The sequence below is a fragment of the Streptococcus sp. 1621 genome, assembly GCF_013276615.1.
GTDB lineage: Bacteria > Bacillota > Bacilli > Lactobacillales > Streptococcaceae > Streptococcus.
This window is the reverse complement of record NZ_VMLJ01000024.1, coordinates 1-16,786: the sequence shown is the minus strand read 5'-3', so window position 1 is coordinate 16,786 and position 16,786 is coordinate 1. Positions and strand designations below refer to the sequence as shown.

Here is a 16,786-nt window from a genome sequence, read left to right as displayed (position 1 = left end):
GTGCTTTGAGCAACCTGCGACGAGTTTCCTAGTTTGCTCTTTGATTTTCATTGAGTATAAGAACCTATAAAAAAGTGAGGGAAAACCCTCGGAATTATAAATAGAAAGAGTGAATCTTATGCTCCAACAACTAGTAAATGGTTTGATTCTAGGTAGTGTATACGCGCTGTTAGCTCTAGGATATACCATGGTTTACGGAATTATCAAGCTCATCAACTTCGCCCACGGTGATATTTATATGATGGGAGCCTTTATCGGTTATTTCTTGATCAATTCTTTCCAAATGAATTTCTTTGTAGCGCTTATTGTAGCGATGCTAGCGACAGCCATTCTTGGTGTCGTGATTGAGTTCCTTGCTTACCGACCTTTGCGTCACTCTACTCGTATTGCTGTTTTGATTACAGCTATTGGGGTTTCTTTCCTATTGGAGTATGGGATGGTCTATCTGGTTGGTGCCAATACTCGTGCCTTCCCTCAAGCGATTCAAACAGTTCGCTATGATTTGGGTCCAATTAGCCTAACAAACGTGCAGTTAATGATTTTGGCCATTTCCTTGATTTTGATGATTTTGTTACAAGTCATTGTTCAAAAGACAAAGATGGGGAAAGCCATGCGTGCAGTATCTGTAGATAGCGATGCGGCGCAATTGATGGGAATCAATGTAAACCGTACTATCAGCTTTACCTTTGCTTTGGGTTCTGCTCTTGCGGGGGCGGCTGGTGTTCTGATTGCCCTTTATTATAACTCTCTTGAGCCTTTGATGGGGGTTACTCCAGGTCTTAAATCTTTCGTTGCCGCAGTACTTGGTGGTATCGGAATTATTCCTGGTGCGGCTCTTGGTGGTTTTGTGATTGGTCTATTGGAAACCTTTGCGACAGCCTTTGGGATGTCAGACTTCCGTGATGCCATTGTTTATGGGATCTTGTTGTTGATCTTGATTGTCCGCCCAGCTGGTATCCTTGGTAAAAATGTGAAAGAGAAGGTGTAAACGATGAAGGAAAATTTAAAAGTTAATATTCTATGGTTACTCCTTTTGTTAGCTGGCTATGGCTTGATTAGTGTACTGGTTTCGGTCGGAGTACTCAATCTATTCTATGTACAGATTTTACAACAAATCGGAATTAATATTATTCTGGCTGTTGGTCTCAACTTAATCGTTGGTTTTTCAGGACAATTTTCACTTGGTCATGCTGGTTTCATGGCGATTGGTGCCTATGCAGCAGCTATTATTGGTTCTAAATCACCAACCTACGGTGCCTTCTTTGGAGCCATGCTGGTAGGAGCTTTGCTTTCAGGAGCAGTTGCCTTGCTTGTCGGAATTCCAACCTTGCGCTTGAAGGGGGACTATCTTGCGGTAGCAACTCTTGGTGTTTCTGAAATTATCCGTATCTTTATCATCAATGGTGGAAGCCTTACAAATGGTGCGGCAGGTATCTTGGGAATTCCAAACTTTACAACTTGGCAAATGGTATACTTCTTTGTCGTGATTACAACCATTGCAACCTTGAATTTCTTGCGTAGTCCAATTGGTCGTTCAACCCTCTCTGTTCGTGAGGATGAAATCGCTGCTGAGTCAGTTGGGGTTAATACGACTAAAATTAAAATCATCGCTTTTGTCTTTGGTGCCATTACTGCAAGTATTGCAGGGTCACTTCAGGCAGGATTTATCGGGTCTGTTGTACCGAAAGATTACACTTTCATCAACTCAATCAACGTTTTGATTATTGTTGTATTTGGTGGACTTGGTTCCATTACAGGTGCCATTGTTTCAGCTATTGTTCTGGGGATTTTGAATATGCTTCTCCAAGATGTTGCTAGCGTGCGTATGATTATCTACGCTTTGGCCTTGGTATTGGTAATGATTTTCAGACCAGGTGGACTCCTTGGAACATGGGAATTGAGCCTATCACGTTTCTTTAAAAAATCTAAGAAGGAGGAACAAAACTAATGGCATTACTTGAAGTAAAACAGTTAACCAAACATTTTGGCGGTCTAACAGCTGTTGGAGATGTGACTCTTGAATTGAACGAAGGGGAACTGGTTGGACTAATCGGTCCAAACGGAGCTGGGAAAACCACTCTTTTCAACCTCTTGACCGGTGTTTATGAACCAAGCGAGGGAACAGTAACCCTAGATGGTCACCTTTTGAATGGAAAGGCACCTTATAAGATTGCCTCTTTGGGACTTGGACGTACTTTCCAAAATATTCGTCTCTTTAAAGATTTAACCGTTTTGGACAATGTTTTAATTGCTTTTGGCAACCATCATAAACAACATGTTTTTGCTAGTTTCTTACGCTTACCAGCTTTTTACAAGAGTGAAAAAGAATTAAAGGCTAAAGCTTTGGAATTGCTGAAAATCTTTGATTTGGATGGTGATGCAGAAACTCTTGCTAAAAATCTTGCCTACGGACAACAACGTCGTTTGGAAATTGTTCGTGCCCTCGCTACGGAACCTAAAATTCTCTTCTTAGATGAACCAGCAGCGGGTATGAACCCACAGGAAACAGCTGAATTGACTGAGTTAATTCGTCGTATCAAAGATGAATTTAAGATTACGATCATGCTGATTGAACACGATATGAATCTGGTCATGGAAGTAACAGAACGTATCTACGTACTTGAATATGGTCGTTTAATTGCTCAAGGAACTCCAGATGAAATTAAGACTAATAAACGCGTTATCGAAGCTTATCTAGGAGGTGAAGCCTAATGTCTATGTTAAAAGTTGATAATCTTTCTGTGCATTACGGTATGATCCAAGCAGTCCGTGATGTAAGCTTTGAAGTTAATGAAGGAGAAGTTGTTTCCCTTATCGGTGCCAATGGTGCTGGTAAGACAACTATTCTCCGTACCTTGTCTGGTTTAGTTAGACCAAGCTCAGGAAAGATTGAATTTTTAGGTCAAGAAATCCAAAAGATGCCAGCGCAGAAAATCGTAGCAGGTGGGCTTTCACAAGTTCCAGAAGGACGCCACGTCTTTCCTGGCTTGACTGTTATGGAAAATCTTGAAATGGGAGCTTTCTTAAAGAAAAATCGTGAAGAAAATCAAGCTAACTTGAAGAAAGTTTTCTCACGCTTCCCACGTCTTGAAGAGCGGAAGAACCAGGACGCAGCCACTCTTTCAGGAGGGGAACAACAAATGCTTGCCATGGGACGCGCTCTTATGTCAACACCAAAACTTCTTCTCTTAGATGAACCATCAATGGGACTTGCTCCAATATTTATTCAAGAGATTTTTGATATCATTCAAGATATTCAGAAGCAAGGGACAACTGTCCTCTTGATTGAACAAAATGCCAATAAAGCACTCGCAATCTCTGACCGAGGATATGTATTGGAAACAGGGAAAATCGTCCTATCCGGAACAGGAAAAGAACTCGCCTCATCAGAAGAAGTCAGAAAAGCATATCTGGGTGGTTAAAAAGGTCCGGGGGACCTTTTTAATCGGTGGATAGAGATTGCGAAGCAATCATCGCATAGTCTGGGAGACTAGTTTAGGTTGCAGATGGAGATTACGAAGTAATCATCATTATAGTCCAGGGGACCTTTTTAGTCGGCGGATGAAGATTGCGAAGCAATCATCAAATCCAGTGGATTGTTTTAGTCAGAAGATGAATATTGCGAAGTAATCATCATCTACATCAAAAGGTTAATTTCTAATAATTGAAAAAATCGAATGAAATGTACCTATCCTTCATTCACGGAGCTCGATTTTAGAGCTCTTTTTGCTAGCTTATTCATACTTTTCTGAATTTTGAAAAAGAAATGTAAGCGTTTGATAGATTTACAAAAAGATTGTATAATAGGGATAAGAATAGAAAAGGAGAAGTCTCATGGCAGTTAAAGATTTTATGACCCGCAAGGTAGTGTATATTAGTCCAGATACAACAGTATCTCATGCAGCAGATTTGATGAGAGAGCAAGGGTTGCACCGCTTGCCTGTTATCGAAAATGATCAATTAGTTGGTTTGGTGACTGAGGGAACCATTGCACAAGCAAGTCCATCAAAAGCAACAAGTCTTTCTATCTATGAGATGAATTATCTTCTGAATAAGACAAAAGTAAAAGATGTCATGATTCGCGATGTTGTCACTGTCTCAGGCTATGCCAGTCTTGAGGATGCAACTTATCTGATGTTGAAAAACAAGATTGGTATTCTTCCTGTCGTAGATAATCATCAAGTATACGGAGTTATTACGGACCGTGACGTTTTCCAAGCCTTTCTTGAAATTGCTGGTTATGGAGAAGAAGGAATTCGTGTGCGCTTTGTTACGGAAGATGAAGTTGGTGTCCTCGGAAAGATTGTTTCTCTAATCGTTGAAGAAAATTTGAATATCTCCCATACAGTCAATATTCCGCGTAAGGATGGTAAGGTCATTATCGAAGTGCAAATCGATGGATCAATTGATTTACCAGCCTTGAAAGAAAAATTTGAAGCAAATGGTATTCAAGTGGAAGAAATCACTCGTACTTCAGCAAAAGTCTTGTAAGAAGGGAAGCCCAAAGGCTTCTTTTTTCATAAAAAAGGGATTATAGCAAAAGATGGAAAGAAATGATAAAATATGCTATAATGAAATGATGTAAAAAAGGAGTATTTATGGACATTTCAGTAATTCGTCAGAAAATTGACGCAAATCGTGAAAAATTAGCTTCTTTCAGGGGGTCTCTTTGACCTCGAAGGTCTAGAAGAAGAGATTGCCATCTTGGAAAACAAGATGACAGAACCTGATTTTTGGAACGATAATATCGCGGCCCAAAAAACGTCGCAAGAATTAAATGAATTAAAAAACACCTATAATACCTTCCATAAGATGGAAGAGTTGCAGGATGAAGCTGAAATTTTATTGGACTTTTTAGCAGAAGACGAGTCGGTTCAAGAAGAACTGGTAGAGCAGTTAGCCGAACTTGATAAGATGATGACCAGATATGAGATGACTCTACTCTTGTCAGAACCTTATGACCACAACAATGCCATCTTGGAAATCCATCCAGGATCCGGTGGTACTGAGGCTCAGGACTGGGGTGATATGTTGCTTCGTATGTACACTCGCTATGGCAATGCTAAAGGCTTTAAAGTAGAAGTATTGGATTATCAAGCAGGTGATGAGGCGGGTATTAAGTCGGTAACCTTATCATTTGAAGGTCCTAATGCCTATGGTCTTCTCAAGTCAGAAATGGGTGTGCACCGTTTGGTGCGAATTTCACCATTCGACTCTGCCAAACGTCGCCATACCTCTTTCACATCTGTAGAAGTGATGCCAGAGTTGGATGATACCATTGAAGTGGAAATCCGGGAAGATGACATCAAGATGGATACCTTCCGTTCAGGTGGTGCCGGTGGACAAAACGTCAACAAGGTTTCAACAGGTGTACGTTTAACCCACATTCCAACTGGAATTGTTGTCCAATCAACGGTCGATCGTACCCAGTATGGAAATAGAGATCGGGCTATGAAGATGTTGCAGGCTAAGCTCTATCAAATGGAGCAAGAGAAGAAGGCTGCGGAGGTAGATTCCCTCAAGGGTGAGAAAAAAGAAATCACATGGGGAAGCCAAATCCGTTCTTATGTCTTCACGCCTTATACTATGGTAAAAGATCATCGAACTAGCTTTGAAGTTGCTCAGGTAGATAAGGTTATGGACGGAGACCTAGATGGTTTTATCGATGCCTACCTCAAGTGGCGAATCAGCTAAGAAAGAAAGGAACTCACATGTCAATCATTGAAATGAGAGATGTCGTCAAAAAATACGACAACGGAACGACTGCCCTACGCGGTGTTTCGGTCAGCGTTCAACCAGGGGAATTTGCTTACATCGTAGGACCTTCAGGAGCAGGGAAGTCAACCTTTATTCGTTCTCTGTATCGTGAAGTAAAAATCGATAAAGGAAGCCTATCAGTTGCTGGTTTTAATCTGGTTAAGATCAAAAAGAAAGACGTCCCGCTTCTACGTCGTAGTGTTGGGGTTGTCTTCCAGGATTATAAACTCTTGCCAAAGAAAACGGTCTATGAAAATATTGCTTACGCTATGGAAGTAATCGGGGAAAATCGCCGTAATATCAAAAAACGAGTAATGGAAGTTTTGGACTTGGTTGGCTTGAAGCACAAGGTTCGTTCTTTCCCAAATGAGCTCTCAGGTGGGGAGCAACAGCGGATTGCGATTGCGCGCGCTATTGTAAACAATCCAAAAGTATTGATAGCCGATGAACCAACAGGAAACCTAGATCCGGATAATTCATGGGAAATTATGAATCTTTTGGAACGGATTAACCTACAAGGGACAACTATTTTGATGGCGACTCATAATAGCCAGATTGTAAATACCTTGCGCCACCGTGTCATTGCCATTGAAAATGGCCGTGTCGTTCGTGACGAATCAAAAGGAGAGTATGGATACGATGATTAGTAGATTTTTTCGCCATTTATTTGAAGCCTTAAAAAGTTTGAAACGAAATGGTTGGATGACAGTAGCTGCTGTCAGTTCAGTCATGATTACTTTGACCTTGGTGGCAATATTTGCTTCTGTTATTTTCAATACAGCGAAACTAGCTACAGATATTGAAAATAATGTCCGTGTAGTAGTTTATATCCGAAAGGATGTGGAAGATAACAGTCAGACAATTGAAAAAGAAGGTCAAACTGTTACAAATAATGACTACCACAAGGTATATGATTCTTTGAAGAACATGTCTACGGTTAAGAGTGTTACCTTTTCAAGTAAAGAAGAACAATATGAAAAATTAACCGAGACAATGGGAGATAACTGGAAAATCTTTGAAGGAGATGCCAATCCTCTCTATGATGCCTATATTGTAGAGGCAAATACTCCAAATGATGTAAAAACTATAGCCGAAGATGCTAAAAAAATTGAAGGTGTCTCTGAGGTTCAAGATGGCGGTGCCAATACAGAAAGACTTTTCAAGTTAGCTTCATTTATCCGTGTTTGGGGACTAGGGATTGCTGCTTTGTTAATTTTTGTCGCAGTTTTCTTGATTTCAAATACCATTCGTATTACCATTATTTCCCGCAGTCGCGAAATTCAAATCATGCGTTTGGTTGGTGCTAAGAACAGTTATATTCGTGGACCGTTCTTGTTAGAGGGAGCCTTTATCGGTTTATTGGGAGCTATCGCACCATCTGTTTTGGTCTTTATTGTTTATCAAATGGTTTACCAATCTGTCAACAAATCGTTGGTAGGACAAAATCTATCTATGATTAGTCCAGATTTATTTAGTCCTTTGATGATTGCCCTACTATTTGTAATTGGAATTTTCATTGGTTCACTGGGATCAGGAATTTCAATGCGCCGATTCTTGAAGATTTAGGTAAAATAATTATTTTGATGAGGAGGTTGTAAAATCTCCTTTTTTGCTACAAGAGTTTTTGAAAAGGGACTTCTAATATTCAATGAAAATCAAAGAGAAAACTAGGTAGATCGCCACAGGATGCTCAAAATACTGTTTTGAGGTTGTAGAAAGTCAGTCACATATATACGGTAAGACGATGCTGACGTGGTTTGAAGAGATTTTCGAAGAGTATAAAGAAGTCCCCCAGAGAAGACTTCTTGATGGCTAATTTGAACTTGAAATTTGGCACTAGAAAATTTTTTGAAAAAGTGTAATTTTTTTTGTAAAAGCCTTTACAAAAAAAATTAAAGTGGTATAATTAAATCATAAAAGGTGCAAACGTTTTCGTAAAACGTTTGCCTAAATAAAAATAAAGGAGATTTGAATGATGAAAGATACATTCAAAAATGTCTTGTCTTTCGAATTTTGGCAAAAATTCGGTAAGGCTTTGATGGTGGTTATCGCGGTTATGCCGGCTGCTGGTTTGATGATTTCAATCGGTAAGTCTATCGTGATGATTAACCCAACATTTGCACCACTCGTTATTACTGGTGGTGTCCTAGAGCAAATCGGTTGGGGGGTTATCGTTAACCTTCATATCTTGTTCGCCCTCGCTATTGGAGGAAGCTGGGCTAAGGAACGTGCTGGTGGTGCGTTTGCGGCAGGTCTTGCCTTTATCCTAATCAACCGTATCACTGGTACAATCTTTGGCGTATCAGGAGACATGTTGAAGAATCCAGAAGCTATGGTAACAACTCTCTTTGGTGGTTCAATCAAAGTTGCTGATTACTTTATCAGTGTTCTTGAAGCTCCAGCCTTGAACATGGGTGTCTTCGTAGGGATTATTTCTGGTTTTATTGGAGCAACTGCTTACAATAAATACTATAACTTCCGTAAGCTTCCTGATGCACTTTCATTCTTTAACGGAAAACGTTTTGTACCGTTTGTAGTTATTCTTCGTTCAATAATTGCTGCAATTGTACTTGCTGCTTTCTGGCCACTTGTTCAAACAGGTATCAATAGCTTTGGTATCTGGATTGCCAACTCACAAGAAACTGCTCCAATCCTTGCACCATTCTTGTATGGTACATTGGAACGTTTGCTCTTGCCATTTGGTCTTCACCACATGTTGACTATCCCAATGAACTACACAGCTCTTGGTGGTACTTATGATGTCTTAACTGGTGCAGCTAAAGGTAGTCAAGTATTTGGTCAAGATCCACTTTGGCTTGCATGGGTAACAGACCTTGTAAACCTTAAAGGTACTGATGCTAGTCAATACCAACACTTGTTAGATACAGTACATCCAGCTCGTTTCAAAGTTGGACAAATGATCGGTTCATTCGGTATCTTGATGGGTGTAGTTGTGGCTATCTACCGTAATGTTGATGCTGACAAGAAACATAAATACAAAGGTATGATGATTGCGACAGCTCTTGCAACATTCTTGACAGGGGTTACTGAACCAATCGAATACATGTTCATGTTTGTAGCAACACCTATGTATCTTGTTTACTCACTTGTTCAAGGTGCTGCCTTCGCTATGGCTGACGTAGTAAACCTACGTGTCCACTCATTCGGTTCAATCGAGTTCTTGACTCGTACACCACTAGCAATTAATGCTGGTATTGGTATGGATATCGTTAACTTTATCTGGGTAACTGTTCTCTTTGCTGTAATCATGTACTTTATCGCAAACTTCATGATTCAAAAATTCAACTACGCAACTCCAGGGCGTAACGGAAACTACGAAACTGCTGAAGGTTCAGAAGAATCTAGCAGCGAAGTGAAAGTTGCAGCAGGCTCTCAAGCTGTAAACATTATCAACCTTCTTGGTGGACGTGCAAACATCGTTGATGTTGACGCATGTATGACTCGTCTTCGTGTAACTGTTAAAGATGCAGATAAAGTAGGAAATGCAGAGCAATGGAAAGCAGAAGGAGCTATGGGTCTTGTCATGAAAGGACAAGGGGTTCAAGCTATCTACGGACCAAAAGCTGACGTATTGAAATCTGATATCCAAGATATCCTTGATTCAGGTGAAATCATTCCTGAAACTCTTCCAAGCCAAATGACTGAAGCACAACAAAACACTGTTCACTTCAAAGGTCTTACTGAGGAAGTTTACTCAGTAGCAGACGGCCAAGTTGTTGCTTTGGAACAAGTAAAAGATCCAGTATTTGCTCAAAAAATGATGGGTGATGGATTTGCAGTAGAACCTGCAAATGGAAACATTGTATCTCCAGTTTCAGGTACTGTATCAAGCATCTTCCCAACAAAACATGCTCTTGGTATTGTGACTGAATCAGGTCTTGAAGTATTGGTTCACATTGGTTTGGACACAGTAAGTCTTGAAGGTAAACCATTTACAGTTCATGTTGCTGAAGGACAAAAAGTTGCAGCAGGAGATCTCCTTGTCACAGCTGACTTGGATGCTATCCGTGCAGCAGGACGTGAAACTTCAACAGTAGTTGTCTTCACAAATGGTGATGCAATTAAATCAGTTAAATTAGAAAAAACAGGTTCTCTTGCAGCTAAAACAGCAGTTGCTAAAGTAGAATTGTAATATACTTGAGGTTGGAAGCTGTATTCCAACCTCTTATTTTGGGAGAAAAGCATGAAATTTTTAACACTCAATACTCACAGTTGGATGGAGAAAGAAGCAGAGGAAAAATTCCAGCTCTTGCTTGAAGATATTCTTGATAAAGACTATGATTTGATTTGTTTCCAAGAAATCAATCAGGAGATCACATCTCCAGAGGTGGAGGTTAATGACCTTTATCAAGCTTTGCCAGCAGCTGAGCCTATTCACCAAGATCACTATGTTAGACTCTTGGTTGAAAAGTTGTCTGAGCAAGGGAAAAATTACTACTGGACTTGGGCCTATAACCATATCGGTTATGATCGCTACCATGAAGGTGTGGCTATCTTGTCTAAAACACCTATTGAAGCCAGAGAAATTTTGGTTTCAGATGTGGATGATCCAACAGACTATCATACTCGCCGTGTTGCCTTGGCTGAAACTGTAGTTGATGGTAAGGAGCTTGCAGTTGCAAGTGTCCACCTTTCTTGGTGGGATAAAGGTTTCCAAGAAGAATGGGCACGATTTGAGACTGTCTTGAAAGAATTGAACAAGCCGCTTTTGCTAGCTGGAGATTTCAACAACCCAGTTGGTCAGGAAGGTTACCAAGCTATTTTAGCTAGTCCATTAGGCTTACAAGACGCATTTGAAGTTGCTCAAGAGAAAAGCGGTAGCTATACCGTTCCACCAGAAATAGATGGATGGAAAGGGAACACTGAACCCCTTCGAATCGATTATGTCTTTACTACCAAAGAGTTAGCGGTGGAAAATTTACATGTCGTATTTGATGGTAATAATAGTCCACAAGTGAGTGATCACTATGGCTTGAATGCTATTTTAAACTGGAAATAATAACTGATACTCTTCGAAAATCAAATTCAAACCACGTCAACGTCGCCTTGCCGTACTCAAGTACAGCCTGCGGCTAGTTTCCTAGTTTGCTCTTTGATTTTCATTGAGTATGAAAAGAGGTTGGAATCATGAAATTCCAGCCTTTTTCTGACTAGAGATGCTACTGGAAATAGCCTAATACTCTTCGAAAATCAAATTCAAACCACGTCAGCTTCACCTTGCCGTACTCAAGTACAGCCTGCGGCTAGCTTCCTAGTTTGCTCTTTGATGTTCATTGAGTATAAATAAGTGAGGCTACTGAAATGGAATAAAATGTGGTATAATTGATAGGATAGATAGAATCGAGGATAGTATGTCATTTACGAAATTTCAATTTAAACACTATATTAGAGAAGCCTTGGAGGAGTTAAAATTTACAACTCCAACAGAGGTACAAGATAAGTTAATTCCCATTGTCTTGGCAGGTAGAGATTTGGTTGGAGAATCAAAAACAGGTTCGGGTAAGACTCACACTTTCTTGTTACCGATTTTTCAGCAATTAGATGAAGCTAGCGATAGTGTACAAGCAGTGATTACGGCACCGAGTCGTGAGTTGGCTACTCAAATTTACCAAGCAGCGCGTCAGATTTCATCTCACTCAGATGTCGAAGTTCATGTGGTTAATTATGTGGGTGGTACAGATAAGGCCCGCCAGATTGACAAATTGGCAAGTAACCAGCCTCATATTGTTATCGGAACACCAGGCCGTATTTACGACTTGGTTAAATCCGGTGATTTGGCTATTCACAAGGCCAAGACCTTTGTGGTCGATGAGGCAGACATGACCTTGGATATGGGATTCTTAGAAACTGTTGATAAGATTGCTGGCAGCCTTCCAAAAGACCTGCAATTCATGGTCTTCTCAGCGACTATTCCACAAAAACTGCAACCATTCTTGAAAAAATACTTGTCAAATCCTGTCATGGAGAAAATCAAGACCAAAACGGTCATTTCTGATACCATTGATAATTGGTTGATTTCTACTAAGGGACGTGACAAGAATGCTCAAATTTACCAGTTAACTCAGTTGATGCAACCGTATTTGGCAATGATTTTTGTTAACACTAAGACACGTGCTGATGAATTGCATTCATATTTGACTGCTCAAGGCTTGAAGGTTGCGAAAATCCATGGGGATATTGCCCCTCGTGAGCGTAAACGTATCATGAACCAGGTTAAAAATTTGGATTTTGAGTACATTGTCGCAACAGATTTGGCGGCGCGTGGAATTGATATTGAAGGTGTCAGCCATGTTATCAATGATGCCATTCCGCAAGATTTGTCCTTCTTTGTCCACCGTGTTGGTCGTACCGGACGCAATGGCCTACCAGGTACAGCTATTACCCTTTACCAGCCAAGTGATGACTCGGATATCCGTGAGTTGGAGAAATTGGGAATCAAGTTTACTCCTAAGATGGTCAAAGACGGAGAATTTCAAGATACTTATGACCGTGACCGTCGTGCCAACCGTGAGAAAAAACAAGATAAACTTGATATTGAAATGATTGGTTTGGTTAAAAAGAAAAAGAAAAAAGTCAAACCAGGTTATAAGAAGAAGATTCAATGGGCGGTTGATGAAAAACGTCGGAAAAACAAGCGCGCTGAAAATCGCGCTCGCGGTCGTGCAGAGCGTAAAGCAAAACGTCAAACATTTTAATAGCAATTGTTGGAGTACTGAGCTCCAACTTTTTGCTTTATGAGAACGAACTATCTATACAGAAACACTACATTATAGACTGCAAATTGCGTTTAAAAATGGTATAATGGTAAAGTTATATAGTCCCGATAAGATGGTAGAAATTTCTATTTTTTCTTTCGAGTCGCAACTCGCAAAGAATGACGGCTCCAAAGTCGTTCGTCATTCTACGGTTGTCGCTATAGGGTGGTCACCCTATGCGCCTTACTAGCTTCAGAAATAAAAAAGTGTCGTTTTTATTTCTTTCGAGTCGCAACTCGTGGATGATAGGGATTTCTATCAGTACTTTGTAACTCTATAACACTATTTTTAAGGGGGGACATTTTTATGTCAGAACGTAAATTATTCACGTCTGAGTCTGTATCTGAGGGGCATCCAGATAAGATTGCAGACCAAATTTCAGATGCGATTTTGGATGCTATTTTAGCAGAGGATCCAGAAGCGCACGTTGCTGCTGAGACAGCTGTATATACTGGTTCCGTCCACGTTTTTGGTGAAATTTCTACAAATGCCTATGTGGATATTAACCGTGTGGTTCGTGATACCATTGCAGAGATTGGCTACACCAATACAGAATATGGTTTTTCTGCTGAGACAGTGGGAGTCCATCCGTCACTTGTTGAGCAATCACCTGATATTGCTCAAGGTGTTAACGAAGCCTTGGAGGTTCGTGGAAATGCAGACCAAGATCCACTTGATTTGATTGGTGCTGGAGACCAAGGGCTTATGTTTGGATTTGCAGTGGATGAAACAGAAGAGCTCATGCCATTGCCAATTTCACTCAGTCATAAGTTGGTTCGTCGTCTGGCAGAACTTCGTAAGTATGGGGAAATTAGCTATCTTCGCCCAGATGCTAAATCACAAGTTACAGTTGAGTATGATGAAAATGACCGTCCAGTACGTGTGGACACAGTTGTTATTTCAACTCAGCACGATCCAGAAGTCAGCAACGAACAAATTCACAATGATGTCATTAACAAGGTTATCAAAGAGGTTATTCCAGCCTCTTACTTGGATGAGCAAACCAAATTCTTCATCAACCCAACTGGTCGCTTTGTAATCGGTGGACCTCAAGGAGACTCAGGCTTGACTGGTCGTAAGATTATCGTGGATACCTATGGTGGCTACTCTCGTCACGGTGGTGGTGCCTTCTCTGGTAAAGATGCGACTAAGGTGGACCGTTCAGCTTCTTATGCGGCTCGTTATATTGCCAAGAATATCGTTGCAGCAGGTCTTGCTAAGAAGGCAGAAGTGCAATTGGCCTATGCTATCGGTGTTGCCCAGCCTGTTTCTGTTCGTATCGATACCTTCGGTACAGGAACAGTAGCTGAAAGCAAGCTTGAAAAAGCAGCGCGTCAAATCTTTGACCTTCGCCCTGCAGGAATTATCCAAATGCTGGAACTTAAGCGTCCAATTTACCGTCAAACAGCAGCTTATGGACACATGGGACGTACAGATATTGATCTTCCATGGGAACGTTTGGACAAGGTAGATGCTTTAAAAGAAGCAGTCAAATAAAATCTTAAGAGGGGAACTTCCTCTCTTTTTTATAGTTTTTAACTATACTGGGATACTGTTCTGAAAATCCATTTTGCGAAAGTAGAGATTTACATGTATTTCTTTAAAAATGATAAAGGTTGAGATTTCTCCTTGTAATAGATAATCATGGGGATATTTCAATCCAAAGTTTTATTCGTTATCACTTGACTATTGCAAGGTTTTCTATAGCAACAGAGTCATGGAATGGACTCATGGTTGAGATTTCTCCTTGTTGCTTGGACTTCATTCAAAAGTCTGTTACCCAAGCCTTGTTCAAACTTCCAATACACTAGCTGTTTCCATAGCATGACTTCTGCACTAGACTTTCTTTTCCGAATAAATAGATAGAACCATAGAATCTAGTAAACCTAGAATTAAAACTGTGGTATAATATTAGCAATAAAAGGAATCTGGAGGATTAGAATCATGGTATCAACAAAATCACAAATTGCTGGTTTTGAGTTTGACAATTGCTTGATGAATGCAGCAGGTGTGGCTTGTATGACGATAGAGGAGTTAGAAGGAGTTAAAAACTCAGCGGCAGGAACCTTTGTCACTAAGACAGCGACCTTGGAATTTCGTCAGGGAAATCCTGAGCCACGCTATCAAGATGTCCCACTTGGTTCTATCAACTCTATGGGCTTGCCGAATAAGGGCTTAGACTATTATTTGGACTATCTTTTGGACTTGCAGGAAAAAGAGTCAAACAGAACTTTCTTTTTATCTCTAGTTGGCATGTCTCCAGAGGAAACCCATACTATCTTGAAAAAAGTCCAAGAGAGTGAGTTTCGTGGTCTGACTGAGCTAAATCTCTCCTGCCCAAATGTTCCAGGTAAACCTCAGATTGCCTATGATTTTGAGACAACAGACCGGATTTTGGCAGAGGTGTTTGCCTACTTCACCAAACCTCTTGGAATTAAATTGCCACCATATTTTGATATTGTTCACTTTGACCAAGCGGCAGCTATTTTCAACAAGTATCCTCTCAAGTTTGTCAACTGCGTCAACTCTATCGGAAACGGCCTTTATATAGAAGATGAGTCTGTCGTTATTCGTCCTAAAAATGGTTTCGGTGGGATTGGGGGAGAGTACATCAAACCGACTGCTCTAGCCAATGTTCATGCTTTCTACCAACGCTTAAATCCTCAAATCCAAATTATCGGAACAGGTGGCGTTCTGACTGGTCGAGATGCCTTTGAACATATCCTCTGTGGAGCCAGTATGGTGCAGGTGGGAACCACCCTTCACAAAGAAGGAGTTGGTGCTTTTGACCGCATTACCAATGAACTAAAAGCTATCATGGTGGAAAAAGGGTACGAGAGCCTAGAAGATTTCCGTGGGAAATTGCGCTATATTGATTAAATTAAATCTAAAAATCAGAAGAAAGGAGAGAAGATGCTAGCCATTGAAGAAAGCCAGAAGTTGACTTTATCAAATTTACCGAGCCTGAGCCTGTTTACAGGCATAGACCAGGGTCAGTTTGAAGTGATGAAGAGTCAAGTATTGAAACAGATTGGCTATGATTCTGCTGACCTCAACTTTGCCTACTTTGATATGAAAGAAGTGGTTTACAAGGATGTTGAACTGGAGTTGGTCAGCCTTCCTTTCTTTGCCGATGAAAAAATCGTGATATTAGACCATTTTGTCGATATGACAACAGGCAAGAAACGCTTTTTAACAGATGATGAACTTAAGTCGTTTGAGGAATACCTTGACAATCCTTCGCCAACAACCAAGTTGGTAATCTTTGCGGAAGGAAAGCTGGATAGCAAAAGACGGTTGGTTAAATTACTTAAGCGTGATGCCAAGGTTTTTGATGCAGTAGAAGCCAAAGAACAAGAACTGCGCCAGTATTTCCAAAAGTGGAGCCAGAAACAAGGTCTACAGTTTACCAATCATTCTTTTGAAAATCTTCTCGTCAAGTCGGGTTTTCAATTTAGCGAAATCCAGAAAAATCTGCTCTTTTTACAGTCCTATAAGGCAGATTCTGTTATCGAAGAAGAGGATATTGTCAACGCTATTCCCAAGACCTTGCAGGACAATATCTTTGACTTAACTCAGTTTATTCTGACTAAAAAGATGGACCAGGCGCGTGACTTGGTTAGAGACTTGACCTTGCAAGGGGAAGACGAAATTAAGCTCATAGCTGTCATGCTGGGACAATTTCGGACTTTTACTCAGGTGAAAATTTTGTCGGAGTCTGGGCAAACAGAATCACAGATTGCAAGTAGTTTAGGTAGTTATCTGGGACGCAATCCCAATCCCTATCAAATCAAGTTTGCGTTGAGGGATTCACGAGGACTTTCCTTGAGCTTTTTGAAGCAAGCTATTTCCTATTTGATTGAGACAGACTATCAGATTAAGACAGGACTTTATGAAAAAGGTTTCCTTTTTGAAAAGGCACTCTTACAGATTGCTAGTCAGGTAAATTGAAATTATTTTTGAAACTATAACCCGTGTCAAGATTATCTTGTCGTGGGTTTCTTGCTGATTTGCTTGTTTTATACTCAATGAAAATCAAAGAGCAAACTAGGAAACTAGCCGCAGGTTGCTCAAAGCACTGCTTTGAGGTTGTAGATAGAACTGACGAAGTCAGCTCAAAACACTGTTTTGAGGTTGTGGATAGAACTGACGAAGTCAGCTCAAAACACTGTTTTGAGGTTGTGGATAGAACTGACGAAGTCAGTAACCATACCTACGGCAAGGCGACGCTGACGTGGTTTGAAGAGATTTTC

Annotated in this window: 14 protein-coding genes; all 14 read left to right on the top strand. The window is 40.5% G+C overall.

Annotated features, from left to right (window positions below; translation table 11 throughout):
* Positions 1-118: 118 nt before the first annotated feature.
* The 14 genes from HT697_RS05515 to holA all read left to right on the top strand — a co-directional run bounded on the left by HT697_RS05515 (position 119) and on the right by holA (position 16,484).
* Positions 119-988, top strand: coding sequence for a branched-chain amino acid ABC transporter permease (locus HT697_RS05515; RefSeq protein WP_000941421.1), 870 nt, complete (start codon positions 119-121; stop codon positions 986-988).
* Positions 989-991: 3 nt separating this feature from the next.
* Positions 992-1,948, top strand: coding sequence for a branched-chain amino acid ABC transporter permease (locus HT697_RS05510; protein ID WP_000662290.1), 957 nt, complete (start codon positions 992-994; stop codon positions 1,946-1,948).
* The gene (locus HT697_RS05505; RefSeq protein ID WP_001185995.1) at positions 1,948-2,712 is read left to right on the top strand and encodes an ABC transporter ATP-binding protein; all 765 of its coding nucleotides are present in this window, start codon (positions 1,948-1,950) and stop codon (positions 2,710-2,712) included. Before HT697_RS05510 ends, HT697_RS05505 begins: the two co-directional genes overlap by 1 nt.
* Positions 2,712-3,422: an ABC transporter ATP-binding protein gene (locus HT697_RS05500; protein WP_000062200.1), complete on the top strand. Its 711-nt coding sequence runs from the start codon at positions 2,712-2,714 to the stop codon at positions 3,420-3,422. The genes HT697_RS05505 and HT697_RS05500 overlap by 1 nt, the downstream gene beginning before the upstream one ends.
* 412 nt (positions 3,423-3,834) lie before the next feature.
* On the top strand, positions 3,835-4,491 hold the full coding sequence (locus tag HT697_RS05495) for a CBS domain-containing protein (protein ID WP_000268665.1): 657 nt from the start codon (positions 3,835-3,837) through the stop codon (positions 4,489-4,491).
* 107 nt (positions 4,492-4,598) lie between these two features.
* Positions 4,599-5,694 (top strand): peptide chain release factor 2 gene (prfB, locus tag HT697_RS05490; protein ID WP_173262494.1). Its coding sequence is split into 2 segments (ribosomal slippage): positions 4,599-4,670 and positions 4,672-5,694, totalling 1,095 coding nucleotides; the frame shifts between segments, so codons are not numbered across the junction.
* Positions 5,695-5,711: 17 nt separating this feature from the next.
* The gene (gene ftsE, locus HT697_RS05485; RefSeq protein ID WP_000022265.1) at positions 5,712-6,404 is read left to right on the top strand and encodes a cell division ATP-binding protein FtsE; all 693 of its coding nucleotides are present in this window, start codon (positions 5,712-5,714) and stop codon (positions 6,402-6,404) included.
* A complete protein-coding gene (gene ftsX / locus HT697_RS05480) occupies positions 6,397-7,323 on the top strand; it encodes a permease-like cell division protein FtsX (RefSeq protein ID WP_000625541.1) in 927 nt (308 codons plus the stop codon). Before ftsE ends, ftsX begins: the two co-directional genes overlap by 8 nt.
* A 406-nt stretch (positions 7,324-7,729) precedes the next feature.
* Positions 7,730-9,910: a PTS transporter subunit IIBC gene (locus tag HT697_RS05475; RefSeq protein WP_173262491.1), complete on the top strand. Its 2,181-nt coding sequence runs from the start codon at positions 7,730-7,732 to the stop codon at positions 9,908-9,910.
* 51 nt (positions 9,911-9,961) lie between these two features.
* A complete protein-coding gene (locus HT697_RS05470) occupies positions 9,962-10,777 on the top strand; it encodes an endonuclease/exonuclease/phosphatase family protein (RefSeq protein WP_173262487.1) in 816 nt (271 codons plus the stop codon).
* A gap of 352 nt (positions 10,778-11,129) precedes the next feature.
* Complete coding sequence (locus tag HT697_RS05465; RefSeq protein ID WP_173217652.1) at positions 11,130-12,473, top strand: DEAD/DEAH box helicase; 1,344 nt, start codon at positions 11,130-11,132, stop codon at positions 12,471-12,473.
* Positions 12,474-12,839: 366 nt separating this feature from the next.
* Positions 12,840-14,030, top strand: coding sequence for a methionine adenosyltransferase (gene metK / locus HT697_RS05460; RefSeq protein WP_173217650.1), 1,191 nt, complete (start codon positions 12,840-12,842; stop codon positions 14,028-14,030).
* Between the two features lie 447 nt (positions 14,031-14,477).
* Positions 14,478-15,413 carry a dihydroorotate oxidase gene (locus tag HT697_RS05455; protein ID WP_173217648.1) on the top strand — a complete coding sequence of 312 codons (936 nt, stop codon included), beginning with the start codon at positions 14,478-14,480 and terminating at the stop codon, positions 15,411-15,413.
* A gap of 33 nt (positions 15,414-15,446) precedes the next feature.
* Positions 15,447-16,484 (top strand): DNA polymerase III subunit delta, encoded by a 1,038-nt coding sequence (gene holA / locus HT697_RS05450; protein ID WP_173217646.1) that lies wholly within the window; start codon positions 15,447-15,449, stop codon positions 16,482-16,484.
* Positions 16,485-16,786: the final 302 nt, after the last annotated feature.

Coding starts and splice junctions, on each gene's coding strand:
- HT697_RS05515 (WP_000941421.1), top strand. CDS start 119: ATGCTCCAACAACTAGTAAATGGTTTGATTCTAGGTAGTGTATACGCG.
- HT697_RS05510 (WP_000662290.1), top strand. CDS start 992: ATGAAGGAAAATTTAAAAGTTAATATTCTATGGTTACTCCTTTTGTTA.
- HT697_RS05505 (WP_001185995.1), top strand. CDS start 1,948: ATGGCATTACTTGAAGTAAAACAGTTAACCAAACATTTTGGCGGTCTA.
- HT697_RS05500 (WP_000062200.1), top strand. CDS start 2,712: ATGTCTATGTTAAAAGTTGATAATCTTTCTGTGCATTACGGTATGATC.
- HT697_RS05495 (WP_000268665.1), top strand. CDS start 3,835: ATGGCAGTTAAAGATTTTATGACCCGCAAGGTAGTGTATATTAGTCCA.
- ftsE (WP_000022265.1), top strand. CDS start 5,712: ATGTCAATCATTGAAATGAGAGATGTCGTCAAAAAATACGACAACGGA.
- ftsX (WP_000625541.1), top strand. CDS start 6,397: ATGATTAGTAGATTTTTTCGCCATTTATTTGAAGCCTTAAAAAGTTTG.
- HT697_RS05475 (WP_173262491.1), top strand. CDS start 7,730: ATGATGAAAGATACATTCAAAAATGTCTTGTCTTTCGAATTTTGGCAA.
- HT697_RS05470 (WP_173262487.1), top strand. CDS start 9,962: ATGAAATTTTTAACACTCAATACTCACAGTTGGATGGAGAAAGAAGCA.
- HT697_RS05465 (WP_173217652.1), top strand. CDS start 11,130: ATGTCATTTACGAAATTTCAATTTAAACACTATATTAGAGAAGCCTTG.
- metK (WP_173217650.1), top strand. CDS start 12,840: ATGTCAGAACGTAAATTATTCACGTCTGAGTCTGTATCTGAGGGGCAT.
- HT697_RS05455 (WP_173217648.1), top strand. CDS start 14,478: ATGGTATCAACAAAATCACAAATTGCTGGTTTTGAGTTTGACAATTGC.
- holA (WP_173217646.1), top strand. CDS start 15,447: ATGCTAGCCATTGAAGAAAGCCAGAAGTTGACTTTATCAAATTTACCG.